General features: G+C 63.5%; 19 protein-coding genes. 9 read left to right on the top strand and 10 right to left on the bottom strand.

What is annotated here, in order from left to right:
* Positions 1-2: 2 nt before the first annotated feature.
* The 6 genes from G3T16_RS16105 to rpsB all read right to left on the bottom strand — a co-directional run bounded on the left by G3T16_RS16105 (position 3) and on the right by rpsB (position 4,818).
* Positions 3-839, bottom strand: a complete 837-nt coding sequence (locus tag G3T16_RS16105; protein ID WP_163496125.1) for a phosphatidate cytidylyltransferase — start codon at positions 837-839, stop codon at positions 3-5.
* On the bottom strand, positions 832-1,605 hold the full coding sequence (gene uppS / locus G3T16_RS16100) for a polyprenyl diphosphate synthase (protein ID WP_163496124.1): 774 nt from the start codon (positions 1,603-1,605) through the stop codon (positions 832-834). Before uppS ends, G3T16_RS16105 begins: the two co-directional genes overlap by 8 nt.
* A 17-nt stretch (positions 1,606-1,622) precedes the next feature.
* Positions 1,623-2,180 carry a ribosome recycling factor gene (gene frr, locus G3T16_RS16095; RefSeq protein ID WP_163496123.1) on the bottom strand — a complete coding sequence of 186 codons (558 nt, stop codon included), beginning with the start codon at positions 2,178-2,180 and terminating at the stop codon, positions 1,623-1,625.
* 36 nt (positions 2,181-2,216) lie between these two features.
* The gene (gene pyrH, locus G3T16_RS16090) at positions 2,217-2,942 is read right to left on the bottom strand and encodes a UMP kinase (protein WP_163496122.1); all 726 of its coding nucleotides are present in this window, start codon (positions 2,940-2,942) and stop codon (positions 2,217-2,219) included.
* Positions 2,943-3,063: 121 nt separating this feature from the next.
* Positions 3,064-3,921, bottom strand: coding sequence for a translation elongation factor Ts (tsf, locus tag G3T16_RS16085; RefSeq protein ID WP_163496121.1), 858 nt, complete (start codon positions 3,919-3,921; stop codon positions 3,064-3,066).
* Between the two features lie 114 nt (positions 3,922-4,035).
* Positions 4,036-4,818 carry a 30S ribosomal protein S2 gene (rpsB, locus tag G3T16_RS16080; protein WP_163496120.1) on the bottom strand — a complete coding sequence of 261 codons (783 nt, stop codon included), beginning with the start codon at positions 4,816-4,818 and terminating at the stop codon, positions 4,036-4,038.
* Positions 4,819-5,124: 306 nt separating this feature from the next.
* Between rpsB and map the strand changes: the two genes are divergently transcribed.
* From map to dapE, 8 genes are all read left to right on the top strand, one after another.
* A complete protein-coding gene (map, locus tag G3T16_RS16075) occupies positions 5,125-5,898 on the top strand; it encodes a type I methionyl aminopeptidase (protein ID WP_163496119.1) in 774 nt (257 codons plus the stop codon).
* A gap of 11 nt (positions 5,899-5,909) precedes the next feature.
* A complete protein-coding gene (glnD, locus tag G3T16_RS16070) occupies positions 5,910-8,582 on the top strand; it encodes a [protein-PII] uridylyltransferase (RefSeq protein ID WP_232059114.1) in 2,673 nt (890 codons plus the stop codon).
* The gene (dapC, locus tag G3T16_RS16065; protein WP_163496118.1) at positions 8,582-9,772 is read left to right on the top strand and encodes a succinyldiaminopimelate transaminase; all 1,191 of its coding nucleotides are present in this window, start codon (positions 8,582-8,584) and stop codon (positions 9,770-9,772) included. Before glnD ends, dapC begins: the two co-directional genes overlap by 1 nt.
* Positions 9,773-9,777: 5 nt before the next feature.
* Positions 9,778-10,431, top strand: a complete 654-nt coding sequence (gene nth, locus G3T16_RS16060; protein ID WP_163497145.1) for an endonuclease III — start codon at positions 9,778-9,780, stop codon at positions 10,429-10,431.
* 175 nt (positions 10,432-10,606) lie between these two features.
* Positions 10,607-12,598, top strand: coding sequence for a sodium-translocating pyrophosphatase (locus G3T16_RS16055; protein ID WP_163496117.1), 1,992 nt, complete (start codon positions 10,607-10,609; stop codon positions 12,596-12,598).
* A gap of 92 nt (positions 12,599-12,690) precedes the next feature.
* The gene (locus G3T16_RS16050; protein ID WP_163496116.1) at positions 12,691-13,047 is read left to right on the top strand and encodes an ArsC family reductase; all 357 of its coding nucleotides are present in this window, start codon (positions 12,691-12,693) and stop codon (positions 13,045-13,047) included.
* 46 nt (positions 13,048-13,093) lie between these two features.
* Positions 13,094-14,113 (top strand): 2,3,4,5-tetrahydropyridine-2,6-dicarboxylate N-succinyltransferase, encoded by a 1,020-nt coding sequence (gene dapD / locus G3T16_RS16045; protein WP_163496115.1) that lies wholly within the window; start codon positions 13,094-13,096, stop codon positions 14,111-14,113.
* Positions 14,114-14,133: 20 nt separating this feature from the next.
* Positions 14,134-15,267 carry a succinyl-diaminopimelate desuccinylase gene (gene dapE / locus G3T16_RS16040; RefSeq protein ID WP_163496114.1) on the top strand — a complete coding sequence of 378 codons (1,134 nt, stop codon included), beginning with the start codon at positions 14,134-14,136 and terminating at the stop codon, positions 15,265-15,267.
* Here the strand turns inward: dapE and G3T16_RS16035 are convergent.
* The 3 genes from G3T16_RS16035 to G3T16_RS16025 are packed head-to-tail and all read right to left on the bottom strand — an operon-like array spanning position 15,250 to position 17,968.
* The gene (locus G3T16_RS16035; protein WP_163496113.1) at positions 15,250-15,954 is read right to left on the bottom strand and encodes an SDR family NAD(P)-dependent oxidoreductase; all 705 of its coding nucleotides are present in this window, start codon (positions 15,952-15,954) and stop codon (positions 15,250-15,252) included. The two genes, dapE and G3T16_RS16035, sit on opposite strands and share 18 nt — an antisense overlap.
* Positions 15,951-16,754, bottom strand: a complete 804-nt coding sequence (locus G3T16_RS16030; protein WP_163496112.1) for a class I SAM-dependent methyltransferase — start codon at positions 16,752-16,754, stop codon at positions 15,951-15,953. Before G3T16_RS16030 ends, G3T16_RS16035 begins: the two co-directional genes overlap by 4 nt.
* Entirely contained in the window at positions 16,751-17,968 is a 1,218-nt protein-coding gene (locus tag G3T16_RS16025) for a hypothetical protein (RefSeq protein ID WP_197911706.1), read from the bottom strand. Before G3T16_RS16025 ends, G3T16_RS16030 begins: the two co-directional genes overlap by 4 nt.
* A 131-nt stretch (positions 17,969-18,099) precedes the next feature.
* On the opposite strand from G3T16_RS16025, the gene G3T16_RS16020 reads away from it, so the two are divergent.
* Positions 18,100-18,585, top strand: a complete 486-nt coding sequence (locus tag G3T16_RS16020) for a leucine-rich repeat domain-containing protein (protein WP_163496111.1) — start codon at positions 18,100-18,102, stop codon at positions 18,583-18,585.
* 24 nt (positions 18,586-18,609) lie between these two features.
* Here the strand turns inward: G3T16_RS16020 and G3T16_RS16015 are convergent, their stop codons facing one another.
* Positions 18,610-19,374 carry an MBL fold metallo-hydrolase gene (locus G3T16_RS16015; RefSeq protein WP_332102833.1) on the bottom strand — a complete coding sequence of 255 codons (765 nt, stop codon included), beginning with the start codon at positions 19,372-19,374 and terminating at the stop codon, positions 18,610-18,612.
* Position 19,375 lies beyond the last annotated feature (1 nt).

The following is a 19,375-nucleotide window of genomic DNA, read 5'->3' as shown; positions in this document are numbered from 1 at the left end:
CGCTACCACCCCGCCAACAGCAGGCCGAGGGCAAACACCGGTGCAGCGCTGCAGAGACTGTCCAGCCGGTCCAGCAGGCCGCCGTGCCCGGGCAGCAGTGCGCCACTGTCCTTGACGCCGCTCTCGCGCTTGACCATGCTGACCGTCAGGTCGCCTACCACCGATGCCAGCGCCGTTGCGACAACCACCGCGATCACTGCCGCCAGGCTGACATGCGCCATCTGCGCCGGGATCGCCCACCACAGCAGTACCGCCAGCAGCAGGGCACAGCTCATGCCGCCCCAGAATCCCTCCCAGGTCTTGGCCGGACTGACCCGCTCCACCAGCTTGTGACGGCCGAACCGGGTACCGGCGAAATAGGCGCCGATATCAGTCGCCGCCACCACGATAACCATGACAACCAGCAGCAAGCCGCCGCGGGAAAAGGTGAGCAGGTAGACCGCCGCCAGCCAGGCGGAGGAGAGGATCAACAGCCCCATCAGGCTGCGCATGATCCGGCTGTGCCACAATACCGCACTGGCCGGGTAGCTCTTGACCCAGAGCAGGGAAAAAGACCACCACAGGCAGGCGATGCCCAGCAGCGGCTGTACCTGGGTGCGGCTGGGCTCGCTGCCCAGCCGCGAATACTCATACAGCGCCACCAGCAGCGCCACCAGCAACAGCAGGAAAACCACTCTGGCCGGCAGCGAGCGCCAGCCCGCCAGCCGCGACCATTCCCAGGCGCCGAGACAGACCACCACGCCGAACACGATCGCCAGACCTGCAAGGGGAAGGAACAATACCGCACCGAGGAACAGCCCTGCCATCGCCAGTGCGGTAATAATGCGCTGTTTAAGCATCACTGATGCCAGCGACCAGGCCGTCGGGCTCACGCAGACCGAAACGCCGTTCGCGACGAGCATAGTCCGCCAGTGCCCGCGCAAATTCCAGTTCGCCAAAGTCCGGCCACAGAGTATTGCTAAAGTACAACTCGCTGTAGGCGAAATCCCACAGCATGAAATTACTGATGCGGGCATCGCCGCCGGTACGGATACACAAGTCGGGCGCGGGCAGGTCGCCGATCGACATTTCCTCCTGCAAGGCTTGCTCGGTAATGGCTTCCGGCTGCAAGCCGCCAGCAGCCACCCGCTCGGCCAACCGGCGCGCGGCCTGGACAATGTCCCAGCGGCCGCCGTAGTCTACGGCAATAACCACGCTCGCCTGCCGGTTGTCCCTGGTCAGGTGCTCGGCATTGCCCATCAGACGCTGCAGCTGCTCGCTGAAACGGTCACGCCGACCGATAAAGCGGATTCTTACACCATCCTTGTGCAATTCCCGCACTTCGCTGCGCAAATAACGCGACAATAGTGCCAGCAGTGCGCGCACTTCCGTCTGTGGCCGGCCCCAATTCTCACTGCTGAATGCGAACAGCGTCAGCACCTCGACCCGGTGGTGGCGGCAGGCGCGCAGCACCCCGCGCACCGCTTCCACACCCGCCCTGTGGCCGGCGTGGCCAGGCAGCCCCTGACGCCGGGCCCAGCGATTGTTGCCGTCCATGATGATGGCAACATGACGGGGAGTCGCCGCACCGGGTGCGGCCTCGCTGGAGCCTGGGTCTTCGCGCATAACCATAGCCCGGAGACTTAAATTTCCATCAGGTCGGCTTCTTTCTCCGCCAACATCTTTTCAATGCGCTCGACATGAGTGTCAGTCAGCTTCTGTATCGCTTCCTGACCGCGGCGTTCGTCGTCCTCGCTGATGTCCTTGTCCTTCTCCAGCTCCTTGAGCATGCCCATCGCATCCCGGCGCGCATTGCGCACCGACACCCGCGCCGCCTCAGCCTCGGTGCGCGCCTGACGAATAAAGCCCTTGCGGGTCTCCTCGGTCAGCATCGGCATCGGAATCCGGATCACCTCTCCCGCCGTGGCGGGGTTGAGTCCCAGGTCCGACTTCATGATCGCGCGCTCCACCTGCTGGATCATGGACCGGTCCCAGACCGTCAGCGACAGGGTACGCGCGTCTTCCACATTGATATTCGCTACCTGGTTGAGCGGCGTTTCCGAACCGTAGTATTCCACCCTGACGCCATCGAGGATGCTGGGGTGGGCCCGGCCGGTACGAATCTTATTGAAATGATGGACCAGTGCCTCGAGGCTTTTTTCCATGCGCTCGCGGGCTTCCTTCTTGATATCTTCAATCACCTTGCTTCTCCTTACCGTGCGACCCTGTGACCCTGATTACTCGATCAGGGTACCCTCCTGACCACCGCGCACAATATTCAACAGTGCACCCTGCTTCTCCATCATGAATACCCGTACCGGCATCCGGTGATCGCGGCACAGGCAGATGGCCGTGAGATCCATGACCTCCAGTTTTTTGTCCAGTACCTCATCGTAGCTCAGACGGTCGTACTTGACCGCATCGGCGACTTTCATCGGATCGGCGGAGTATACGCCGTCCACTTTGGTGGCCTTCAACACCAGTTCGGCATCGACTTCAATGCCGCGCAGGCAGGCCGAGGAATCAGTGGTAAAGAACGGATTGCCGGTGCCGGCGCTGAAAATGACCACATCGCCATTGCTGAGGGCGCGGATGGCCTTGCGCCGGTCGTAGTGATCCACCACACCGCTCATCGGGATCGAGGACATGACCTGGGTGGCGATATTGGAGCGCTCCAGTGCATCGCGCAGCGCCAGCGCATTCATCACCGTGGCGAGCATGCCCATATGGTCGCCGGTGACCCGGTCCAGGCCCGCGGACTGCAGGGCGGCGCCGCGGAACAGGTTACCCCCGCCCACGACCAGGCCCACCTGCACCCCGATCCCGACCAGCTGCCCGATCTCCAGCGCCAGGCGATCAAGAATTTTCGGATCAATACCGAATTTTTCACTGCCGGTAAGGGCCTCACCGCTGAGTTTCAGCAATATCCGTTTGTACTTCTTGTCGCCTGAAGCCTGTGCCATGAGTGGTCTCTCCCGAACTGCGCGTATATTACAGGACAAAGGGCGTGTGCCCTAGTGCCTCAATAAGAGTGCCTCAATAAAAACGGGGCCGCAGCCCCGTTTTTCAAATCAGCGGTCAACCTCAGCCCTTGAGCTGGGCCGCGACTTCGGCAGCAAAATCCACCTGTGACCGTTCAATCCCCTCCCCGACTTCGAAGCGGGCAAAGGACAGCACCTCCGCGCCGGCACCGGCAACCAGCTTGCCTACCGTGATCTCGGGATCCTTCACAAAGGGCTGGTCAACCAGACTGTTTTCCGCCAGGAACTTCTTGATCCGGCCACCGACCATTTTCTCGACGATATCGGCGGGTTTGCCGGATTCCTGCGCCTGCACCGAGTATATTTCCCGCTCCTTGGCGATGAGTTCTGCCGGCATGTCGGCCGGCGAGACCACCTGAGGGTTGACTGCGGCCACATGCATGGCCACATCCTTGGCCAGGTCCTGGTCGCCCGCCTTCAGCTCTACCAGCACCGCGATGCGGTTGTTGCCGTGCACATAGCCACCCACGACACCGGCATCAGCGGTCACTACAGTGATGCGGCGCACGCCGATATTCTCGCCGATTTTCTGCACCAGCGACTCGCGGGCCGCTTCCAGTTCACCGGACATCAGCGCGGCAACATCGGTTTCACGATTCTCGAAGGCAGCGTCCACGACCTTGCCGACAAAAGCCAGGAAACTCTCATCACGGGCCACGAAATCCGTTTCGCTGTTGACTTCGACCAGCACACCGTAACTGCCGTCCTCGGCGATCCGTATGGTCACGACGCCGTCCGCAGCAGTGCGTCCGGCCTTCTTGGCGGCCTTCATGCCGCTGGATTTGCGCAGTTCCTCGATCGCCTTTTCGACGTCACCATCGGCGGCCGCCAGCGCATTTTTGCACTCCAGCATGCCCAATCCGGTGCGCTCGCGTAATTCCTTGATCAATACTATAGACATGAGTGTTCCTCCTGCTATGACCCCCTGTAGGGGCACCTGAATACTAGAACATGCCCCCGGAACGGAGGTCAGGAAGTCCCGGCGGGCGCTGGCCGCCACGCCGGGCCCGGGATTCTACTGCGCCGCTGCCGGCGTGGCGGAGTCAGTGGCTTCGGCGGCTTCGGCGGCTTCGGCTTCCTCGACGAACTCGTTCTTCACTGCCGTCATGTCGCCGGCTTCCGCCCTGCCCAGCAGGCAGGCGTCCGCCACCGCGGTGACGTACAGCTTGATGGCGCGGATCGCATCGTCATTGCCGGGAATGACGTAGTCGACACCGTCGGGATTGCTGTTGGTATCGACCACGCCGATAACCGGAATACCCAGCTTGTTGGCTTCGGTGATTGCAATCCGCTCGTGGTCCACGTCGATCACGAACAGCGCATCGGGCAGGCCGCCCATGTCCTTGATACCGCCGATGCTGCGTTCCAGCTTGTCCATGTCGCGCGAACGCATCAGCGCTTCTTTCTTGGTCAGCTTGGTGAAAGTGCCATCGGTCTGCTGGGCCTCGAGATCGCGTAGGCGCTTGATCGAGGCGCGGATGGTCTTGTAGTTGGTGAGCATGCCGCCCAGCCAGCGATGGCTGACATAGGGCATGCCAGCACGATCGGCCTGTTCCTTGATAATCTTGCCGGCGGCGCGCTTGGTGCCGACGAACAGGATCTTGTTCTTGTTGCCGGCCAGCTTCTTGACCAGGGTCAGGGCCTCGTTGAAAGCGGGCACCGTGTGCTCGAGGTTGATAATGTGGATCTTGTTGCGGGCACCAAAAATGTACGGACCCATTTTCGGGTTCCAGTAGCGGGTCTGGTGACCAAAGTGTGCGCCCGCCTGCAGCAGGTCGCGCATGCTTACTTGCGACATAGTGTTTACCTTTGAAGTGGGTTAATCCTCCACATACCCCATGCGTCAAACCAGCCGCGGCCGGCACCCTGGCGCAGGTTTCGGTATGTGTGCGTCATTGGGTTCTCTTTGCCGGAGCCGGCTGCCCGCAGGCGGCCGTATTCCGGAAAGGCGCGCTTTATACCACAAAGGCCGGGCGGGGAAAGCGCGGTCGATTGCTCACTTTAGCCACGGCTTGCTGTAGAATAGCCCGTTCCAGGGACCGGCACCGAGGCCGCTTCAGTCCCGACATGATCATTTTTCTTTTTATTTTTCAATAGGTTAGCAATGGCAGTAACGATCAAGACTGGCACTGAAGTCGAGAAAATGCGCGTGGCCGGCCGGCTCGCCGCCGAGGTGCTGGAGATGATCGCGCCGCAGGTACAGCCCGGGATTACCACCGGCGAACTGGACCGCATCTGCCACGACTATATCACCGGGGTGCAACAGGCCATTCCCGCCCCGCTGGATTACCATGGATTCCCCCGTTCGATCTGCACCTCGATCAACGACGTGGTGTGCCACGGCATTCCGTCCGACACCAAGAAACTGAAATCCGGCGACATCGTCAATATCGACGTCACTGTGATCAAGGACGGTTATCATGGTGATACCAGTATCATGGTCGAGGTGGGCGATGTGGCGCCGCACGCCCAGCGGCTTATCAGGGTCACCCAGGAGTGCCTGTACCTGGCGCTGGAGGTGGTACGCCCCGGCGCCACCCTTGGCGACATCGGCCACGTCATTCAGCAACACGCCGAGAAACACTACTATTCCGTGGTACGGGAATATTGCGGTCACGGTATCGGTCAGGTATTTCACGAGGATCCTCAAATCCTGCACTACGGCCGTCCCGGCACCGGGCTGGTATTGGAGGAAGGCATGACCTTCACCATCGAGCCGATGATCAACGCCGGGCGCCGCCATACCAAGCTCAACCAGAAGGACGGCTGGACCGTGAGTACCCGCGACGGCCGCCTTTCGGCCCAGTGGGAGCACAGTCTCGGGGTCACCGCCGACGGCTGCGAAGTCTTTACCCGGCGCAGCGACGAATCCTTCTGAGCCGCTGTCCGATGCCGTCGAACCCGTCCCCGCTGCCCCCTGAACTGTTCCACCCCGAGGCCTTTGCCACCGCACTGGCGCAGGGCGATGTCATCGCCACGGCCAAGCAGGCCATGCGCACGGCGACCGATTACCTGCATGCCCAGTTCCACAGCGGCACCCGGGTGGCAACCCTGCTGCACCTGCGGGCCCGGTTCATGGACGCCATGCTGGGGGCGCTGTGGGACAGCCAGGAATGGGCCGGGGCAAGCCCGGCGCTGGTCGCAGTCGGCGGCTACGGCCGGGGCGAACTGCACCCCCACTCGGACGTCGACATTCTGCTGTTGCTGGAACAGGACAGCGAATGCTGTCACGCCCCGCTGGAGCAGTTTCTGACCCTGCTGTGGGACGTGGGCCTGAACATCGGCCACAGTGTGCGCACCGTCAGCGAGTGCTGCCAGAAAGCACGCAAGGACATCACCGTGCTCACCAACCTGATGGAGAGCCGGGTAATCCGCGGACCCGAGGCGTTGATGGCGCAGGTGCGGGAACAAACCGGACCCGGGCGGATGTGGCCCAGCCCGGACTTTTTCCGCGCCAAGCTGCAGGAACAGCAGCAGCGTCACGCCAAGTTCGCCGATACCGAATACAACCTGGAACCGAACGTAAAGAGCTCGCCCGGCGGCCTGCGCGACCTGCAGATCATTGCCTGGATTGCGGAACGCCACTTTGGCGCCGATTCACTGGAATCGATGGATACCGGCGAATTCCTGACCGTCGACGAGCGCGAGGTGCTGTTGCGCGGCAGGGATTTCATGTGGCAGGTGCGCTACGCGCTGCACATGATCGCCGGCCGGGAGGAGGATCGGCTGCTGTTCGACCATCAGCGTGAACTGGCCTCGATGTGGGGTTTCAAGGACGGCAAGAAGCTGGCCGTGGAACAGTTCATGCAGACTTATTATCGCTGGGCGCTGGCGCTGGGGGAGCTGAACGAGCTGCTGATCCAGAACTTCGACCAGGTGATTCTGCGGGCCCATACCCTGGACGAGGTAAGGGTGCTGAACGAGCGCTTCCAGATTCGCAACGGTTACATCGAAGCCCTGCGCGACGACCTGTTCAGCCGCGATCCGGGCGCGCTGCTGGAAGTGTTCGTACTGGCCGGAAGACACAGCGGCATCATCGGTGTCGGCACCCCCACCATTCGCCTGATCCGCGAAAATCGCCATCTGGTGGACAGCGAGTTTCGCGCAGATCCCCGCAATCGCGAGAATTTTCTGCAGATCCTGCGTTCGCCCTACCGCATGACCCGGCTGCTGCGCAGCATGAGCCGCTACGGCATCCTCGGCAATTACCTGCCGGAGTTTGGCCGCATCGTCGGCCAGATGCAGCACGACCTGTTTCACACCTACACCGTCGACGCCCATACCCTGGAAGTGATCCACTACATGCGGCGCTTCCAGAAACCGGAGTTCGACGAACGCTTTCCGGTATCCAGCCGGGTGGCGCGCCGCCTGCCCAAGATCGAGCTGCTGTATATAGCGGGCCTGTTTCACGACATCGGCAAGGGACGCGGCGGCGATCATTCCGAGCTGGGCGCGGTCGACGCCGAGCGTTTCTGTCTGGATCACGGTCTCAGCCAGCGGGACAGCAACCTGGTAGTGTGGCTGGTACGCAACCACCTGACCATGTCGGCTGTATCCCAGCGCAAGGACATTTCCGACCCCGAGGTGATCCAGCAGTTTGCTCACCACGTGGGCGACCAGAACCGGCTGGACTACCTGTTTACCCTGACCGTCGCCGATATCAATGGCACCAACCCGACCCTGTGGAATGCCTGGCGCGGCAGTCTGTTGCGCCAGCTCTATACCGGTACCCGGCGTGCGCTGCGGCGCGGGCTCGAGAATCCGGTGGACAAGCAGGTCTGGATCGACGAGACCCGCAACGCCGCGATCGATCTGCTCGAGTACCGCGGCTTCACCGTCGACGAGCTGGAAGAGCTGTGGCGGGAGCAGGGCGAGGATTACTTTCTGCGCGAGCGCTCCGAGGACATCGCCTGGCACACTGAAGCAATCGCCGGCCATTACGACCGGGACAAGCCGCTGGTGCTGATTCGCAACAGCTCGGACTCCAGCGTCGCCAATACCACCCAGATTTTCATCCACGCCCGCAGTCATGCCCAGCTGTTTTCCCGGGTCTGCGCGGAACTGGAACAGCTGGACCTCAGCGTCCACGATGCGCGCATCTACAACGCCCGCGACGGCATGAGCCTGGATACCTTTTTCGTGCTGAATTCCGACGGCAGCTCCATCGCCGTCGAGAGCTCCCGTTTTCGCCACATCCGCGACCACCTGAGCCGCGCGCTGGCAGACAACATGAACCGTGCAGACCCGGTACAGCGCCTGACTCCCAGGCAGATGAAGTCATTTCCGGTGCCCACGGAAACCAGCATCACCGTGGACACCATCAAACATGTCAGTGTGCTGGAGGTATCATCGCCTGACCGGCCCGGCCTGTTGGCCAGGATAGGCCAGATCCTGGTGGATTTCGGCATCGAGCTGCAGGCCGCCAAGATCCAGACCCTGGGTGAGCGGGTGGAGGACGTCTTCTTCATCACCGACAGTCAGCAGGATCCAATCACCGATCCGGAGCTGACAGAAGCCATCCAGCGGGAGATCCGGCGCCAGCTGGACCTGGTGGCCGAATAGTGAATCCGCTGCTGGAACTGCTGCAACCCTATCCGTTCGAACGCCTGCGGACGCTGCTGGCGGACCTGCAGCCACCATCGGAGCGCGCGCCTATCCTGCTGTCTGTGGGGGAGCCCCGCCATCCCTCCCCGGCCTTTGTGCTGGAGGCGCTGACACAGGCCCTGCCCAGGCTGGCCAACTACCCGGCCACCCGTGGCGAGGACGCGTTGCGCGAGACCATCGCCGGCTGGCTGCAACGCCGCTTTCAGCTCCAGCAGATAGACCCGGACACCCAGGTACTGCCGGTCAATGGCACTCGCGAAGCCCTGTTCGCCTTCGCCCAGGCAGTGGTGGCACCAGGCCCGGAAGCGCTGGTGCTGAGCCCCAATCCGTTCTACCAGATCTACGAGGGCGCGGCACTGTTGGCCGGGGCCCGGCCCGGTTTCATCAATGCGACCGCAGCCACTGGCTACCTGCCCGACTTCGCCGGTGTGACGGAGGACTGGTGGCAGCGCTGCCAGCTGCTGTACATCTGCAGTCCCGGCAATCCCAGCGGTGCGGTCATGCCGCTGCAGCAACTGCAGGAACTGGTGGAACTGGCTGAAAAACACGATTTCATCATCGCCAGTGACGAGTGCTATTCCGAGATATACGGTGACGAACAGCATCCGCCCCCGGGCCTGCTGCAGGCCTGCGCGGCGCTGGGCAATGACGACTATCACCGCTGCGTGGTATTTCACAGCCTGTCGAAGCGCTCCAACCTGCCCGGCCTGCGCTCGGGCTTCGTCGCCGGCGATGCCCGGGTACTGGCAGCGTTTCTGCGCTATCGCACCTACCACGGCTGCGCCATGCCGCTGCACCACCAGTACGCCAGCATTGCGGCCTGGAGCGACGAACAGCACGTGGTGGCCAACCGCCAGCTGTACCGGGAGAAGTTCGACGCGGTCCTGGGCATTCTGCAGCCGCGGCTCGATGTGCAGCGGCCCGACGCCGGATTCTACCTGTGGCCGAGTACACCGCTGGATGACACTGAGTTTGCCCGCCAACTCTATGCCCGGGAACATCTGACCGTGGTCCCCGGGCGCTATCTGGCGCGGGACACCGCTGCCGGCAATCCAGGCGCGAACCGTGTGAGACTCGCCCTGGTGGCGCCGATCGACGATTGCATCGACGCCGCCAGGCGGATTCTGCGCTGCCTTGGAGAGTCGTAGCCGTGCTGAACAAAGCGCAACGGGTAGAGTATATCCTGCAGCGCCTGCAGCAACTGTATCCGCAACCTCCGATACCGCTGCAGCACTCCAGCCCCTACACCCTGCTGGTGGCGGTATTGCTCAGCGCGCAATGCACCGACGCGCGGGTCAACCAGGTGACGCCGGCGCTGTTCGCGCTGGCCGACAACCCGGCGGCGATGGCCCGGCTGGAGGTGGACCAGATCCAGGCCATCATCCGTTCCTGTGGCCTGTCGCCGCAGAAAGCCCGGGCCATCAAACGGCTCAGTGAAATCCTGCTGGAAGAGCACAACGGTGAAGTACCGGCGGATATCGACGCGCTGGAGCGCCTGCCCGGCGTGGGCCACAAGACAGCCAGCGTGGTGATGTCGCAGGCCTTCGGTGTACCCGCCTTTCCGGTAGACACCCATATCCACCGACTGGCACAGCGCTGGGGGCTCAGCAGTGGCAAGAGTGTCACCCAGACCGAGCGCGATCTGAAGCGGCTGTTCCCGCGCGAAGCCTGGAACCGGCTGCACCTGCAGATCATCTATTACGGGCGTGAACATTGCAGCGCCCGCAGCTGTGATGGCCGTTCCTGCGACATCTGCCGGACCTGCTATCCCGACCGCAAGCAGCCCCGCCGAACCCGTAAAGCCTGAACAACAGCTTCATCCACTCTTGTCAAATGTCCCGAAACGTGGTTAGCATGTTGCTGTCTTGTCCAGGGAAGGCCTGCCTGCAAGGGGCAGTTTGCGCGGTGGTAACGCGGTCTTCGCGGGATTGACAGCTGATCAGGGCTTTTCCCAATAAAGACCACGAAAGGGATAAATGCGCATGATAGGGTACTTCGTCATACCACCAACGCTGGGCCTGATCGGCCTGGGTGTCGCCTTCCTCATCTATCACGTCATGACCCGCCACAATCACGGCGAGGGACTGGTCAAGAAAATCGGCGACCAGATCCACCTCGGTGCAATGGTGTTCATGCACCGCGAGTACAAGATGCTGGGGCTGTTCAGCCTGGTGCTGCTGATTGCCATCTACGTCTCGCCCCTGGGTTTGAATACTGCCATCGCCTTCACCGTGGGGGCTGTCTCCTCCGCCACCGCCGGCTACCTGGGCATGTTTTCCGCCACCAAGGCGAATGTCCGCACAGCGATTGCCGCCCACAACCACGGTGCGCCACTGGCCTTGTCGATCGCCTTTTATGGCGGCTCGGTGATGGGCCTGTGCGTCGCCTCGCTGGGCCTGATTGGCCTGGGCAGCCTGTACTGGTACTTTGGCGGCGACCCCGCCACGGTGCACGCCATACACGGTTTTGGCATGGGCGCCTCCACCGTGGCCCTGTTCTCCCGGGTGGGCGGCGGCATTTTCACCAAAAGCGCCGACGTCGGCGCCGACCTGGTGGGCAAGATCGAAGCCGGCATCCCCGAGGATGATCCCCGCAACCCGGGCGTGATCGCCGACAATGTGGGTGACAATGTCGGTGACATCGCCGGCATGGGCTCGGACATTTTCGAGTCCTACTGCGGTGCCATGATCGCCTGCATAGCCATCGCCTCGACCATGCTCGGTGCCCACCGCGATGCCATGATGTTCCTGCCGCTGGCGCTGGCCAGTATCGGCCTGGTGGCCTCTATTTGCGGGATCCTGGTGGTACGGGCCCGCTCGGCGGCAGCGCCGGAGGCAGCACTGCGCGCCGGCACCCTGCTGGCGCCGGTGGTGTTTGTCATTGTGGCCTGGTTCCTGATCAGGGCGATGGGACTGGACAGCAATATCTGGTGGGCCGTGCTCAGCGGCGCCGTTGGCGGGGTGCTGATCGGGCTGATCACTGAATACTACACCGGTGGGCCGCCGGTGCGCAGGATTGCCAAGAGCGGCGAAACCGGTGCCGCCACCGTAATGATCAGTGGTCTGGCGGTCGGCATGCAGTCCGTGGTGCTGCCGATACTGTTTCTCGCGACGATCATTTTTATCTCGACCTGGCTGGCCGGACTGTACGGCGTAGGCATCGCCGCGGTCGGCATGCTGGCCACGGTGGGCATCACGATGGCGATAGACGCCTACGGGCCGGTTGCGGACAACGCAGGCGGCATTGCCGAGATGTCCGGCATGGGCCCCGAAACCCGCCGCATTACCGACGGCCTGGACGAAGTGGGCAATACCACCGCGGCCATCGGCAAGGGTTTTGCCATCGGCGCTGCAGCCCTGGCCGCGCTGGCCATCATCGCCGCCTTTGTCGAGACCGTGCAGCTGCACAATGCCGAGTTCAACCTCGAGTTGTCCAATCCCATTGTCCTGGTCGGCCTGTTCATCGGCGGTACCATTCCGTTCCTGATCGCCTCCATTACCATGACCGCCGTGGGCGAGGCTGCATTCGAGATGATCAATGAGATCCGGCGCCAGTTCCGGGAAATACCGGGCCTGCTGGAGGGCAAGGCCGAGCCGGACACCGCACGCTGCGTCGACATTGCCACCACCGCCGCACTGCGTCGCATGATCCTGCCGGGTGTAATCGCGGTCTCGGCACCACCTCTGGTGGGCTTTGGGCTGGGCGCCGCGGCGCTGGGCGGCATGCTCGGCGGCGCGCTGCTGGGCTGCGTACTGATGGCCCTGATGATGGCAAACGCGGGCGGTGCCTGGGACAATGCGAAGAAGTTCGTGGAGAAGGGCAACCACGGTGGCAAGGGTTCCAGCACCCATGCCGCGGTTGTGGTAGGCGATACCGTTGGCGACCCGTTCAAGGACACCTCGGGCCCTTCCATGAACATCCTGATCAATGTAATGGCGATCGTCAGCCTGGTGATTGCCCCGCTGTTGAGCTGATCCGGCCCCGCCTCCCACTGACGGCCGCCTGTATCCCGGGCGGCCGTTTTGCTATGCTACGCCCCCTTTTTCTACCCACTGGAGTTGCCTGCGTGATCACACTGTACGGCATCAAGAACTGTGACACTGTCAAAAAGGCGCGCGTCTGGCTGGAACAGCACGGCATCGAGTATCAGTTTCACGACTTCCGCGAAGACGGCCTGAGCCGCACCCAGGTCAGGGACTGGCTGGCGGAGCTGGGCTGGGAGACGCTGGTGAACCGGCGCAGCACCAGCTGGAAGGCCCTGTCCCCGCAACAGCGCGAAACCATGACGGAGGCATCCGCGCTGGAGGCCATCCTGGACCAACCCACGCTGGTCAAGCGTCCTTTGCTGGACCTCGGACACGAGCGCCACGCCGGATTTTCGAGCAGCACCTACCAGAGTCTCTTCAATCGCCACACACTGTGAGTGGCACAATCCGCGGCAGCGGCGACAGCAACAGGAACCACAGGCAATGACAGACTACGCGTACGCCTTCGGGCTGGGCATCGGTACCCACAACAGCAACCAGGAATGGCTGGAAGTATTTTTTGCGCAACCGCTGCTGCAGCCACCGGCGGAGCTGATCGCGGCGATTCCCGCCAGCGACAATACCAGCACCCTGAGCCGGGAGCAGCTCGCCGCGCTGGAAGCGGCGCTGGCGACGGCCGGGGCCACCAGTCAAGCCCAGCTTGCCGCGCAACTGGCAGCCGCTGACGCGCCGGTGGTGGCGGTATTGCTGCACCGGGACGAGGCACCGCAAACCGTGCCGGAGGCCTACCTCAAGCTGCACCTGATCTCCCACCGCCTGGTGCAACCCCACGGCACCAACCTGCAGGGTCTGTTCGGCATCCTGCCCAATGTGGCCTGGACCAGTGAAGGCGCCGTTGACATTGCCGAACTGCCCGCTCGCCAGCTGGCCGCGCGGCTGCGGGGCCAGACGCTGGAAGTGAGCTGTGTCGACAAGTTCCCCAAGATGAGCAACTATGTAGTGCCCGCCGGCGTGCGCATCGCCCACACTGCGCGGGTGCGCCTGGGGGCCTATCTGGGCGAGGGCACCACCGTCATGCACGAGGGTTTCGTCAATTTCAATGCCGGCGCCGAGGGTCCGGGGATGATCGAGGGCCGCATCTCCGCCGGTGTGGTCGTGGGCAGCGGCTCCGACCTGGGCGGTGGCTGCTCCACCATCGGCACCCTGTCCGGGGGCGGCAATATCGTGATCTCGGTAGGCAGGGATTGCCTGATCGGCGCCAATGCGGGGATAGGTATCCCGCTGGGCGACCGCTGCACCGTGGAGGCCGGCCTGTTCGTCACCGCGGGGACCAAGGTCACTGTGCTGGATGCCGACGGCAAGTCGGCGCAGACCGTCAAGGCACGGGAACTGGCCGGCCAGTCCGGCCTGCTGTTCCGGCGCAACTCAAGTAATGGCGCGGTGGAGTGCCTGAGCAACCGCTCCGCGGTGGAATTGAACGCCGAGCTGCACGCACACAACTAGTCACCGGAGCGCCAGATACTGTGGAACGAACCCTGCAACTGTGTTGCGAGCTGATCAGCCGTGCTTCGGTCACACCGCTGGACGCCGGCTGCCAACCGCTGTTGATGCAGCGCCTGGAGCAGATCGGCTTTCACTGTCTCCCGCTGCCCTTCGGCGAGGTGCAGAATTTCTGGGCTGTGCGCGGCAGCAGCGGGCCCCTGCTGGTATTCGCCGGGCACAGCGATGTGGTGCCCAGCGGACCCGAGGATGGCTGGGATTCGCCGCCGTTCCTGCCCACGCTGCGCGACGGCATGCTCTATGGGCGCGGCGCTGCCGACATGAAGGGCAGTCTGGCGGCGATGGTCATCGCCTGTGAGGATTTCGTCGCCGCGCATGCGGATCACCCCGGCAGGATCGGCTTTCTGCTCACCTCGGACGAAGAGGGTCCGGCGGTCGATGGCACGGTCAAGGTAATCGATTACCTGCGCCAGCAGGGTGAGCAGATCGACTGGTGTGTGGTGGGCGAACCGTCCAGCAGCGCCGAGCTGGGCGACGTGGTCAAGAACGGCCGGCGCGGCTCCCTGGGAGCGCAGCTGACGGTCACCGGGATCCAGGGCCACCTCGCCTACCCGCAACTGGCGGACAACCCGATCCACAGGGCACTGCCCGCGCTGCATGCGCTGACCGCCCAGGTCTGGGACCAGGGCAATGCATTCTTTCCCGCCACCTCGCTGCAGATCTCCAACCTCAACAGCGGTACCGGTGCCAGCAACGTCATCCCCGGCGAGCTGCGGGCGATGTTCAATTTCCGTTTCTCGACGGAGGTGACCGCCGCTGATCTGCGCCGCCGCACCGAGGCGATCCTGCAGGCGCACGGGCTGGACTACAGCATCGACTGGCAGCTCAGCGGCGAGCCGTTCCTGACGGCAAGCGGCGCCCTGGTGGCGGCCGCAGTCGCCAGTATCCGGGAGGTCACCGGTCTGGAAGCCGGGCTGTCCACCGCCGGCGGCACTTCGGACGGGCGTTTTATCGCGCCCACAGGTGCCCAGGTGCTGGAACTGGGCCCGGTCAATGCCACTATCCACAAGCTCAATGAGTGTGTGCTGGCCGATGATCTGCCGCGCCTGGCCAGGATATATCAGGGCATCCTGGAACGGCTACTGCTCGCCGACTGACTGCAACTGGCGCTGCAGGTGCTCGCGCAGCAGCTGGCGGTTGAAGGCCTCCGGTACCACCATCACCGCGCCGCCGGCCAGCGCGGCGAGACTGGCCGCCACCACCGCTGGGGCCTGGTGAACATCTGCTTGGGCCAGGCCCGGACACAAGCACTGAACGCCGATGTGATCAGCTGCGACTTCGGCCTGCAATGACTGCGAGAACTGCATCATAAAAGCGCTGCTGGCCGCATACACGGCATGGTCCTTCTGCTCCAGCCAGGCGGCGATCGAAGCCACGTTGATGATATGGCCAGCGCCGCGCGCGCGCATGAACGGCAATGCCGCCCGGGTCAGCTCCAGCGCCGCGTCGATATGCAGCCGCACCGCCTGCAATTGTGCCTCCGGCGCGCTGCGCCCGAAATCGCCCACGGTGGAAAATCCCGCATTGTTCACCAGGTAGTCCACCGGCCCCTGCTGGCGCAGCGTCTCGACCACCCGGGTGACGCCCTCTACCGTAGCCAGGTCCACCCCTAGCGGTATCAGCGTTACCCGGGCCGTGAGTTCCCCGGCCAGTCCCTCCAGCTCCTCTGTCCGCCGCGCAACCGCGATCAGGCGGTCGCAGGACCCGGCCAGCTGGCGGCAGTATTCCTGCCCCAGCGCGGAACAGGCGCCGGTGACCAGCGCCACCGTCTGACTCGCGTTCACGGTTGCCGCTCCGGAACGGGCGTTGAGGTCAGCGCCCGCAGCACATAGACGTCATAGCGCACCGCCTTGCCGCGGATGCTATGGGACGGCGTGTCACCCAGTGACGCCGCCTTCAACGGGCGCTTCACCACCACCCGGGCGACCGGCGTCCGTCGGGCCCAGTCCAGCAGTGAGGCGGCATCCCGCCCGGCACTTTCGCTGGCAAACAGGCGCTGGAACAGGGCCATTTCCTTCTTCACGGCAGCGGATTTATCGCGCGGCGGGAACATCGGGTCCAGATAGATGACGTCCTGCAGTTCCAGCTGCGACAGCGGCAGCTGGCGTGCGTCCGCCGACCACAGTTCCATCCGGGCAACCACCTGGCGCAGCCAGGGATCCGCCCCGGCAGCGGCGCGACGCAAACCCGATTGCAGCAACGCAGCGACCACCGGTTCGCGTTCAGCGAGAGTGACCCGGCAACCGAGGTCCGCCAATACGAAACTGTCCCGGCCCAGTCCCGCGGTGGCATCCAGCACCCGCAGGCCCGTTATTTTGCCCACTCCCACAGCCCGGCCCAGCAGTTCGTTCTGGCCGCCGCGGCGCCGGTGACGCATGCTGCCGGCGCCAAAATCCACCGCCACTGCTCCAGCCGCAGCGCGCCCCGCGGCCCGCAATGCCAGTCCATCGGCGCCCACCCGCAGGACCGCAGCCACGGCCTCTGTACTATCATCGTCAGACGCTTGCAGCGGCAGCGCCAGCTCGCGCGCCAGCTCTGCAGCAGCCGCCGCCCAGCCGGGAGCGGCTGCCTGCACGACTATCACGGATCCGGCTCCTCGTTGATTGAGGACTGATGCTGCGGCCGCCGCGCCAGCGCGACCGGCTCAGGATCCCGGCGATCAGCAGCGCTGCCGCTGCGTCCCCGGCCACCTGGCAGAGCCTCTGCCCCGAGTCCCAGAGTCAGGTTGTCGGTCTCCAGCGCGACCAGGCATTCCAGGTTGTAGGCATGTCGCGAGCGGCCGTGCTTATCGGTAATGATGAAGCGGCGTGCAGCACGGCGGTCATCGACTTCTCCCGAGCCGGTCAGATAACAGTCCATCTGCGTCACGCTCTTGCCCGCCAGCTGCAGACCCCGCAGCGCGGCCAGGCCGGTATGGCAGCCTTCGATGAAGGCTGGAGAGTACACCCCCTCGCTTTCGAAATGCCCGACCAGCATCTGGCCCGGCATCGCCTGGTCGACCATCCGCGCCAGCTCGATGGTCACGTCGCCGACGATATAGCTCAGTACGGTGGGATTCACGCCCTCGGCCTGATACAGCTCATAATGACTGCCAATATGGTAGCCGGTGCGAATCTCTGGCACCGTATTGCCGCGGGAGGCAGCCCGTGCTACCGCGTTGTCCGCCACCACCAGCAGCATGAAGTACAGCAGATCACGGTTGGCAGCCGGTCCCAGGTCCCGGTTCCAGACGTAGTAGCCATCACCGGTGGTGGTGCGGGAAAAATTGACCGTGATGTTCCGGGCCAGCAGTTTGTTGTAGGCGGAATTCAGTGAATAGGACAGGCTGTTGAGTTGGCTGGCCTGCTCGAAGGGAGTGAACAGGGAAAAGTCGGTGATATCGAACAGCAGCACCGCGCGGTCACTGACATAACTGAGCCCGTAACGCTTGATCAGTTGCTCGACCGCATTCAGCACCAGTGGCTCCTCGGCCAGCGCGGAGCTGAGCTTGATGAAGCCGGGAGCAATATCCAGGCGGTCAGCAATCGCAAAGAATTGCTTGCGTTCCTTGCGCCGTTGTCCCGAGATCAATTCGCGGATGAAATTCTCGTTGCCCTGGCCGCTGTCGGAATCAGGCCTGGCACAGTAATTTCCGAGGAAATAATGCGGTACGAACAGTACCAGCAGGCCGCGTTCATCCGCACTCCAGCACAGCACGATGTTCTGACCCAGGCGCCACTGTTTGCGCAGCGAGGCCTCCAGCACTTTGAGATTGCCGCGCTGGACAATACTGATTGCCTGATCGCCGGAATTGCTCATTCACTACTCGTCTTTCACCGCCTGAACCGCTAGCATTATAGGCCGCTGCGTATTCCGAAGCCATGGCCCGCTGTCATGGCTACCACCCAGTTTCCCCAGGGAGAATTCAATTCATGTCAGGAGCCCGTCTCATGCGGCTTGTCGTCGGCCCGGTATTACTGTTGCTCTGCGCCTGTGCGCAATACGATGTAGCGATCAACGAACGGGTAGTCTATACGCCGCGGCCGCTGCTGACTGATTTTGAAGTCTCAGACGCCGGCTTGCAGGCCTGTCTGGAACGCGCCATCGACCAGGACAAGATCAGCAATGCCGGCCAGCTGCAAACGCTGGCCTGCAACGATGCCGGCATTCGCGAGCTGACCGGGCTGGCCCGCTTCTCCGGGCTGACCAGGCTGGAACTGTCGGGGAACCAGATAACGGATCTGCAGGAACTGAGCGCCCTGCTGGATCTGCGGACATTGATGCTGGAGGGCAACCGCATCAAGAATCCGGCACCGCTGTACGGCCTGACCGAACTGACGGTACTGGATCTGCGTGGCAATCCCGGCCTGCTGTGTCCGGCGCGCAGGCACATGCCCCAGCTGCGGCGCCTGGACCTGCCCTCCCACTGCCGCTGAAGCGGCCGCCCCGTCTGCCAGGCCTCAGTCCAGCACCAGCCAGTCGAAACCGCTGCCCTGTTCGGCGAAGACCACCCGGCTGTCGAGCGCGCCATAGACAGTGGCCAGCGCCGCGGCGGCGTGCGCGCGGCTGTTGTTCTTCTCGCTGATGTGGCCGACCACAAGGTGGCGCAGGGATTCCCAGCCCAACTGCTGCAGCAGGGTTGCCGCCTGGGCATTGTTCAGGTGACCCCAGTCGCCAGCCACCCGCCGCTTCAGGGCCGGTGGGTAGTTACCGCGCCACAGCATTGCAAGGTCGTGGTTGAACTCCAGCAACAGGGCGTCGCAACCGCGAAAGCGCTCTACCACGTGGTCCGTGACACTGCCGAGATCCGTGAGAATGCCGAGACTGCTGCCACGGTGGCCGAGCCGGTACTGGCAGGGCTCCCTGGCATCGTGGGGTACTGCGACCGGCTCGATGTCGAAGCAGCCAATGGTGAAGCGGTCGCCACAGTTGAAGCAATGCAGTTGCGGGCAGGCGTCCAGGCGACCGCTGCTGAGGGTACCGTGGGTAAGATAGACGGGAATATCGTAGCGCCGTGCCAGTTTGCCAACCCCGGCACTGTGGTCAGTGTGTTCGTGAGTCACCAGGATGGCATCCAGCTGAGACGGCTCCAGCCCCAGCGTCGCCAGCCGCCGGGTCGCCTCCCGCAGGGAAAAACCGCAGTCGATCATGACTGCGGTATCGGCGGTGGCGACCACGGTCGCATTGCCCTTGCTGCCGCTGCCCAAGGAGGCGAAACGTATCACC

It is taken from the genome of Kineobactrum salinum (assembly GCF_010669285.1).
In the GTDB taxonomy this organism is placed as follows: domain Bacteria; phylum Pseudomonadota; class Gammaproteobacteria; order Pseudomonadales; family Halieaceae; genus Kineobactrum; species Kineobactrum salinum.
Note: the sequence above shows the minus strand (reverse complement) of the source record. Positions and strands in the feature narration are given on the sequence as shown.